Origin of the sequence: Caballeronia sp. (genome assembly GCF_049581465.1) — a bacterium.
GTDB lineage: Bacteria > Pseudomonadota > Gammaproteobacteria > Burkholderiales > Burkholderiaceae > Caballeronia.
Genome location: NZ_JBAUSA010000544.1, coordinates 1 through 1,746 on the forward strand (window position 1 = coordinate 1; position 1,746 = coordinate 1,746).

The 1,746-nt window shown below is 64.2% G+C and carries 2 protein-coding genes; both read right to left on the reverse strand.

Going from position 1 to position 1,746, the window contains the following annotated elements; all coding sequences use genetic code 11:
- A partial coding sequence (locus tag WCA53_RS13470; protein WP_423910822.1) for a chemotaxis protein CheW occupies positions 1–426 on the reverse strand: 426 nt, incomplete at its 3' end.
- Positions 407–1,746: CheR family methyltransferase (locus WCA53_RS13475; RefSeq protein WP_423910825.1), on the reverse strand; the 1,340-nt coding region annotated here is incomplete at its 5' end. The genes WCA53_RS13470 and WCA53_RS13475, both read right to left, overlap by 20 nt.

Below are 1,746 nucleotides of genomic sequence, written 5' to 3' on the forward strand. Positions count from 1 at the left end.
GGCGCGATCCAGATGCAGCAGTTCGCCGAGCGAAGCGGCGACCGTCAGCTCGCCGCGAATGTTGACGAGACCCAGGACGACGCGGTTACGTCGATGAGGCAGCGAGTGGATCGGCCTTATGTCGTCAACCTGCCGTAGCGCGGTGGTCGGCAGCGCGAGCCACTCGTCGGCGATACGAAACACAAGCGCTGAGTGCGTCGTGACGGGTTCGGCAACGGTAGCATCGGATGCGCTATCCGCACCATCCGCTTCGTCCAGGGGACGATCGAGCAAAGCGGCGGCCGCCTGTTCAAAGACCGGACAGTTCAGGCAGCGCGTATGCTCGGCCAATCGCGGGCACGAGCCGTCGCCACTCGTGCCGATGCGATTCCAGCAGGCGTCGAGGGGCGCTGCCGCATGGGGCATTTCAAGGGCGCCGTGGAGCATGGGATCCTCGTAGGTGATCTGTGTGCGCGGCCTTTGGCTTCGATGCCTGCTCCGCTGCGCGCTGCGCACGGCGCGTCAGATGTTGCGCACCTGCGCTATCGCCGGTCACGTCGAGCAGCGCGGCAAGATGCGTCAGTGCTTCGTAATGGGCCGGCTCGAGGTACAGCGCCTTGCGGTAGAAAGCACTTGCGTCGGCGCTCTTGCCACGTGCATCTGCGATCAGTCCGAGCAGATAGAGCGGGTCCGCGTCCGATCCGTGCATGCTCAGGAATTCGTGCGCAAGGCGCTCGGCTTCGTCGAGACGGCCAGCGTCAGCCAGGCGGCGCGCCTCGCTCAGTGAGAGCGGCGGCTGTGCGTGTGCTGGCGCGGGCGAAACCGTGGGCTGCTTGCGTGCAGTGGGGACCGGAGCAAACTTGGGCGCAGCGATGTGCGCCACGCCAGATGCGATGTCGGGAGCAGGACGCGGCGCGGTGATGGAGTGCGGTTTCATCGCCCACAACGCTCCGGGCGCTGGACTCGCCGGGACGAACAGTCTGTCGGAGTGCTGAGTAGTGTCCTTGGGCGGCGCACGCTGGAACGCGAAAGCGAGCGGTATGCGGGCAGAAGTCATCGCGTGGCGCATCATCAAGCCGGTTTCGGCCGGTCCGACAAAAATCGTGCCGTTGTCCGCGAGTTGTGCGTCGAGCAGGCTGATCGCGCGATCTTGCGCGTCCCGATGGAAATAAATCAGCACGTTACGGCAGAAGATGAAGTCGTAGCGTCTATCTGCGTCATGCCGTGGCTCGAACAGGTTGGCGTGCGCGAAATGAACCGACTGCTGGACGCGCTCGTTGAGCAGCCAGCCGTCGACCGTTGCGCTGAAATGGCGCTCGCGGAAATCGATCGCATGACCACGAAACGAATTGCGTCCATAGACCGCCTTGCTCGCGAGTTCGATCACGCGCGCGCTGATGTCGAGTGCATCGACCGCGAAGCGTCCCGCGCCAATACCCGCGTCGAGCAACGCCATGGCAATCGAATACGGTTCCTCGCCGGTGGAGCAGGGCGCGCTCAGCACACGCAACACGCGCGCCGGGTCGCGGGCAAGGCGTTCGTGGGCAAGCCGCGCTAGCGCGACGAATGCCTCGCGGTCGCGAAAAAACCATGTTTCGGGCACGACAAGGCGCTCGACCAATGCCTGCCGTTCATCTGGCGATGCGTTCAGCAGTAACCAGTAGTCCTCAATCAGATCGTTCGTGATGCTTGCCCACGATTCATCGGTCACCGTGGCGTCGGCGCCGTGATGCAAGGCGAGATGCACGTGTTTGGCCTGCGTTGCAC